Below are 6,000 nucleotides of genomic sequence, written 5' to 3'. Positions count from 1 at the left end.
ACCCCCCGTCTCTACAACTGGGGATTTCGAAAGTAAATAATTGAGAACCTTAAAGATTAAACGTATGAACAAGCTACTTCTTGCTCTTCTATTGTTTCTCCTATCTTTCAGCTGGATAAAAGTGACTGCCTCGGACAGTTGTCCCGAATCCTTCCCTTGGAAAGCCCAATGGATCAATACCGAGCGTTGCCAAAGTGCTACGAATACTTGGTTGATCTACCGTAAATCATTCGCTGTGACGGATGTCCCGAATCAACTCATCGCCCGTATCGCCGCCGATTCCAAGTATTGGCTTTGGATCAACGACCAACTGGTTATCTTCGAGGGTGGCTTGAAAAGAGGACCTTCTCCTTCCGGGACTTATTACGATCCGGTAGATATCGCCCCTTACCTGACAAAAGGCTCGAACACCATCGCTATCTTGCTCTGGCATTTCGGGAAAGATGGTTTCAGTCATATCAACAGCGGGAAAGCGGCTTTGTTATTCGAGGCGATTGCTCCGGGACTGGAGATCGTCTCCGATGCGAGCTGGCAGTGCGCCTTGTATGAGGCCTATCAAAATACCGAGGCCCCTTTCCCGAATTACCGTATGCCGGAGAGTAATATCCGCTTCGATGCCCGTCAAGCGATAACAAACTGGAACCGTACGAGTTTCGAAGGTTCCCTTCCGGGGGCGGTCTGCGTCGGTAAGGCGGGGAAAGCTCCTTTCGGGGATCTGGTGGAACGTCCGATACCCCAGTGGAAAAACAGCGGCCTGTTATCCTATGTATCCGTCCGGGAATCCTTGAGAGGTGATACCCTGTTCTGTCGTTTGCCCTATAATGCCCAGATCACTCCGTATCTAAAAGTAGAGGCGGAAGCCGGGAAAACCATCCACATACGGATGGATAATTACGAGGGAGGAAGCGAGCGCAACGTACGTGCCGAATATATCACCCGTGAGGGTGAGCAGGAATACGAAAGCTATGGCTGGATGAACGGCCATGAGGTCTATTACATCATCCCTGAGGGCGTGAAGGTGCTGGATGTGAAATACCGTGAGACCGGTTACAACACGGACCTCGCCGGCTCTTTCCATTGTGACGACCCGTTCTACGACGAGCTTTGGCAACGTTCTGCCCGCACCTTATACATAACGATGCGTGATAATTATATGGACTGTCCGGATCGTGAACGTGCCCAATGGTGGGGTGACGAGGTGAATGAGCTAGGCGAGGCTTTCTACGCCCTTTCTCCGTCCGGGCGGAAACTAGCCGTAAAAGGCATCCATGAATTAATGAATTGGCAGCGGGAGGACGGAACGCTCTACGCTCCGGTTCCGGCGGGTAATTGGGATAAGGAGCTTCCTTTACAGATGTTGGCGTCTATCGGTTGGTACGGTTTTTATACGCAATATTATTATAGTGCCGACAGTAGTTTCGTACCGATGATATACGACCGGATGCGCCGTTACCTGCACGAGGTTTGGCAAGTCGATAAGAGTGGCTTGGTGATCGAGCGTCAAGGCGCTTGGAGCTGGGGCGACTGGGGCGAGCATGTCGATATGGGCGTATTGACCAACTGCTGGTATTATCTGGCCTTGAAAGCGGAGCGATCCTTCGCCCTGCAACTCGGCAAGGATAAGGATGCCGATGAGATCTCCCGGATGATGCGTAGCATAGAACGTTGTTTCGACACGAAGTTCTGGACGGGTTCCGCCTATCGTTCCCCCGGCTATAAAGGGGAGACGGACGATCGCTCCCAAGCCATGGCGGTAGTTTCCGGGCTGGCCTCGAAAGATAAGTATCCGGCGCTGACGAAGGTACTTAAAAAGGAGTATCACGCCAGCCCTTATATGGAGAAGTATGTCCTAGAGGCCCTTTTCCAGATGGGCGAGCCGGCGTTTGCCTTGGAACGGATGAAGCAACGTTACACCCGTATGCTGGATTATGCCGAATACACGACCTTGTTCGAGGGATGGGGCATCGGAGCCGAGGGTTTCGGTGGCGGCACGATCAATCACGCTTGGAGCGGTGGCCCGCTTACCTTATTGAGCCAGAAGGTCTGCGGTATCGAGCCAACCTCTCCCGGCTTCCGTACCTTTAAGATCTCGCCTCAATTGGGTCCCTTATCGGAAGCCTCGGCCAGCCTAGAGACTCATTATGGAACCATCCGAGTAAGCATCAAGAAGAAAGGCAAGCGATTGAAGTTCGATCTCCAAATCCCGGAAGGCACCTCCGCCGAACTGATAAAGCCAAATGGTACCCGCAAGCATCTCGGCCCGGGGCACCATTGGGTGGATTAGTAATCTGTGTGTTTGTTATGTTTCTCAAAAACAGAAGCAAAGAATAAATATTTTGGTAAAGAACGGAATTTATCCTACATTTGTAATATATAAGTATTATATCGAAGGATATGGAAAAAGAGAAAAATAGCAAGATTACCAGAGAAGAGGCTTTGCGTCGGTTGGAGACCGCACGGAAGCTGAAGCGAGAGTATGTAGCTAAACTGGAAAAAGAGATGAAAGAAGAGTTTAAGAAACGTACAGGGCAAGAAGCTACTTATTTTGAAGTATGGTAAGCCTTAACCTTGAACGTATAAATTCTAATTCTCCTTATGCGGTAACAGCTCTTAGGGATTCTATGTGTTTCCGGTTTGTTACGGACTTTGGTGTGATTTATTATGTCAGTTTTCTTGAGGACGAATTGATGCTTAGTGATGAATCCTATCAATTTATTATTGCTAATACGAATAATAGAAAGTCTCCTCGTGATTCTAAGTTGAGGCGGGCGATAATGGCGATAGTCTATGAGTTTTTCGAATGTTCTAATACAACTCTGTTGTATATTTGTGAGACAGGAGATAGCAAGCAGAGTATGCGCAATCGCCTTTTTGAGTTTTGGTTTCATTCCTCGCCGCGTAAATCTGATTTCGCTTTCATGTCTGCGGACATCCGAGATGCAGATGGGATACAGAATTATGCGGCGATTATTATTCGACTCGATAATCCCAATTTGAAGTCTATAGTCGCGGAGTTTACTGAAACAATACAAATGCTTAGTCAAAAGCCGGAGTAAAATGTATGTGTTTTCTCCGGCCCGGGGCACCATTGGGTGGATTAGCGATCGCCCTCTGTTTTCCTGCGGACATACACCCGGTGGCTTCCATAACCCGATATGGTGAGCCCACTCGCCGGATCGCTGCTGAGTCGTAGTAGCTCCCGGTTTGCGCTACTGCGTTTTAGTCCGGTGATAGCCATGTAGTCTTGTATGCGCAAGAATGGGTGTTCGTGAAGGTAATCCAATGCCCGCGTCCGGCGCTCCTCTTCGGTGAAGGGCGATTTCCATACACGGCTGATACCTCCCCGTCTTAAGTCGCAACGCAGGTTAGTTTCCCGTACCAGTTCCTTGTCGGCCCGGTAGTTGATGCCATTCACCTCGATGCTCCGTGCGTTACGCTTCGGTTCGTCACCATCCAGCGAGTCGATCTCCTTGTCCTTCGCTACGCCTAGGCGGGGCGTGAACGTACCGATGCCATCCAACGTGACCGACTGCCCTTCCGCCATGCAATAGGCCAGATGTTCCGCTACTGTCGTCATCACCTGTATTACGCTACCCCTGCTCAAGCCCGATCCGGGGTAGGTGATCCGTTCCACGAAATCCTCCATATCCATGTTCCGTTGTATCTTCATCCGATAATACACCGGCTTTTCCCCCGTCCCGTTCAGGTCGCACATCTCTTGCTTGATATATTCTGCCATAACTGCTACTAGGTATAATTGTTTGTATCTTCAAGTTAAAAACATTCTTCTTACTATATACAAATATACTTACTACTTGATCTATTTCCAAATTATCACCGTGGAATATATAGACCACGTCGTGATTTGTATATTCCACGTCTTGATCTGTACAGACCACGTCGTGGTTTGTAGAATTATACAGTATGCGAACAAGAATTCATCTGCTACCGATAAGGTATTTATGCGGTATCGGAGCATTATTTACTTAGGGAGAAGCGGGCAACCCTCACGTTTCCTCTGCCAAGTACGTCGACCAACCCTGCGGGATTCTCTATCTTCCCTAAACGGGTATAGCTGTAAGACGAGGAAAAGGTCTCGTAGAAAAGGACTACCGTATTCGCTCCCCATAGAAGTAGGTCGCTTGTATGGATTATACCCGAACGTATTGGTCGCGATCAAGAGTATTATACTCGTTTTCCCTGCTCGTATGCTTGCCTCAAGGTCGGGTTCCCTTCGATCTCGCCCACGTGCCACACACCACCGCAGAATAGCGTTCCTTTCACGGTCGGGTTCTCCAGACAGTCGAGGAATCCCATAAAGTTGGCCACAATGCGATCCATGATGCCGTTATCGTCTTCAGCGGCCGTGGCGATGAAGTAAAACTCCTTGTTTTTCATTTCGGTATAAGGACCGCAGCAACGGTCTATCAGCGTCTTCATCTGTGCGCTCATGGCATAGAAATAGACCGGCGTAGCCATCACGATCACATCGGCGGCAAGCATCTTTCCGATAATCTCTGCCGCGTCATCTTTTTGTGGACAAGGCTTCTTGTATTGGCTGCACACGCCGCATCCCGTGCAGGGGTGAATGGTCTTGTCTCGCAGAAAAACCTTTTCCACACGATGACCGCTTTCGATCGCCCCTTGCATAAACTCATCGCATAGCGTATCGGAATTGCCTCCACGACGGGGGCTGGAAGATAAAATCAATACATTTTTCATGTTTACTGTTATTTATTAGGTTCTACATTCATTTTTAGGATACAAAAATAGCGAGATAATCCCTATCTTGCGGTAGACAAATTACGGATGTTATGACCCTAATTACATAATAATACGGAAGAATGATCACAACGGACTCCGGTGAGCAAGTCGAGGCACTTGCTCCCATCATCATTTCGGCCAGCCGGTCAACGGATATTCCGGCCTTTTATGCCAAGTGGTTCTTTAATCGTTTGGCCAAGGGGTATTGTGTTTGGTATAATCCGTTTAATCGGCGGAAGATGTATGTGTCGTTTGAGCGGTGTAAGGCAATCGTGTTTTGGACAAAGAACCCGAAGCTGATATTGCCTTATTTGCATGAGTTGGATAGGAGGGGTATCCATTATTATTTCCAGTTCACGTTGAATGACTATGTGAGCGAAGGCTTTGAGCCGAATGTGCCGAGCGTTACGCAACGGGTGGAGACATTTCGGGAGTTGTCGGAAATGATAGGGAAGGAACGGGTGATCTGGCGATTTGATCCGTTGATTATGACTCCATCTATCACGCCTCGTGTCCTGCTTAGCCGTATTTGGAAGATCGGCAATCTGTTGAAAGGATATACTGATAAGCTCGTGTTCAGTTTCGTAGATGTAAAGGCGTATCGTAAGGTACAGAATAACCTTATAAAAGAGACGAATTGCTTTACGAAAGAGGATGTGGAAACCGCTGAGATGAATGCGACGCAACGTCAAGAAACTGTAGAGGGATTGGTGAAGTTGAGGGAAATTTGGGCTTCTACTGGTTGGAATGTGACACTCGCTACTTGTGCCGAGGATATTGACCTTACGGTTTATGGCATTGAACATAACCGGTGTATCGACGGTGATTTAATGGAGCGTGTGTTTGAGGAGGATTATGAATTGGTTTATTATCTTCGAACAGGCCAATTACCTGAACCGGATCTTTTTGGTACGTTTCCCGCTTTACCCGACAAACGCAAAGACCTAAAAGACAAAGGCCAACGGAAAGCCTGTGGTTGCATGATAAGCAAAGATATCGGTAGGTATAACACTTGCCGCCATTTCTGTGTCTATTGTTATGCCAATACAAGTAGGGAATGCGTACAAAAGAATGCGGTACACTATTCGGACGATAGTGAAAGTTTGATTCGAAGTTAGATTTGAAAGCAAGGTCAAATTAAGCGGCGTATTAAATTAAGCCGTCTTTTATAGTAATCGAGACCAATACTATCCTAGAATTGTGTTGTATAACATGCCGGATTTATCTATTTTTGCG

Annotated in this window: 7 protein-coding genes; 4 read left to right on the top strand and 3 right to left on the bottom strand. The window is 47.9% G+C overall.

All coding sequences use genetic code 11. The features are described 5' to 3' along the window. Nucleotides 1-64 precede the first annotated feature (64 nt). From QVP94_RS08990 to QVP94_RS08980, 3 genes are all read left to right on the top strand, one after another. On the top strand, nt 65-2,284 hold the full coding sequence (locus QVP94_RS08990) for an alpha-L-rhamnosidase-related protein (RefSeq protein WP_022192411.1): 2,220 nt from the start codon (nt 65-67) through the stop codon (nt 2,282-2,284). Between the two features lie 110 nt (nt 2,285-2,394). After that, nucleotides 2,395-2,559 carry a hypothetical protein gene (locus QVP94_RS08985; RefSeq protein ID WP_005856488.1) on the top strand — a complete coding sequence of 55 codons (165 nt, stop codon included), beginning with the start codon at nt 2,395-2,397 and terminating at the stop codon, nt 2,557-2,559. Then, nucleotides 2,553-3,056, top strand: a complete 504-nt coding sequence (locus QVP94_RS08980) for a DUF6169 family protein (RefSeq protein WP_022192410.1) — start codon at nt 2,553-2,555, stop codon at nt 3,054-3,056. Before QVP94_RS08985 ends, QVP94_RS08980 begins: the two co-directional genes overlap by 7 nt. Before the next feature lie 41 nt (nt 3,057-3,097). On the opposite strand, the gene QVP94_RS08975 is transcribed toward QVP94_RS08980, so the two are convergent. From QVP94_RS08975 to QVP94_RS08965, 3 genes are all read right to left on the bottom strand, one after another. After that, nucleotides 3,098-3,739 carry an HU family DNA-binding protein gene (locus tag QVP94_RS08975; protein WP_005856492.1) on the bottom strand — a complete coding sequence of 214 codons (642 nt, stop codon included), beginning with the start codon at nt 3,737-3,739 and terminating at the stop codon, nt 3,098-3,100. 239 nt (nt 3,740-3,978) lie between these two features. After that, a complete protein-coding gene (locus QVP94_RS08970) occupies nt 3,979-4,152 on the bottom strand; it encodes a cyclophilin-like fold protein (protein ID WP_309568411.1) in 174 nt (57 codons plus the stop codon). A gap of 33 nt (nt 4,153-4,185) precedes the next feature. Further along, entirely contained in the window at nt 4,186-4,722 is a 537-nt protein-coding gene (locus QVP94_RS08965) for a flavodoxin family protein (protein WP_008780503.1), read from the bottom strand. Between the two features lie 122 nt (nt 4,723-4,844). Here QVP94_RS08965 and QVP94_RS08960 point away from each other — a divergent pair, with 122 nt between their 5' ends. Next, complete coding sequence (locus QVP94_RS08960) at nt 4,845-5,882, top strand: DUF1848 domain-containing protein (protein ID WP_011966392.1); 1,038 nt, start codon at nt 4,845-4,847, stop codon at nt 5,880-5,882. Nucleotides 5,883-6,000: the final 118 nt, after the last annotated feature.

Origin of the sequence: Parabacteroides sp. CAG:2 (assembly GCF_000436315.1) — a bacterium.
Taxonomy (GTDB): domain Bacteria; phylum Bacteroidota; class Bacteroidia; order Bacteroidales; family Tannerellaceae; genus Parabacteroides; species Parabacteroides distasonis.
The sequence above is the reverse complement of the archived record's forward strand: the minus strand, read 5'-3'. Positions and strand labels throughout refer to the sequence as shown.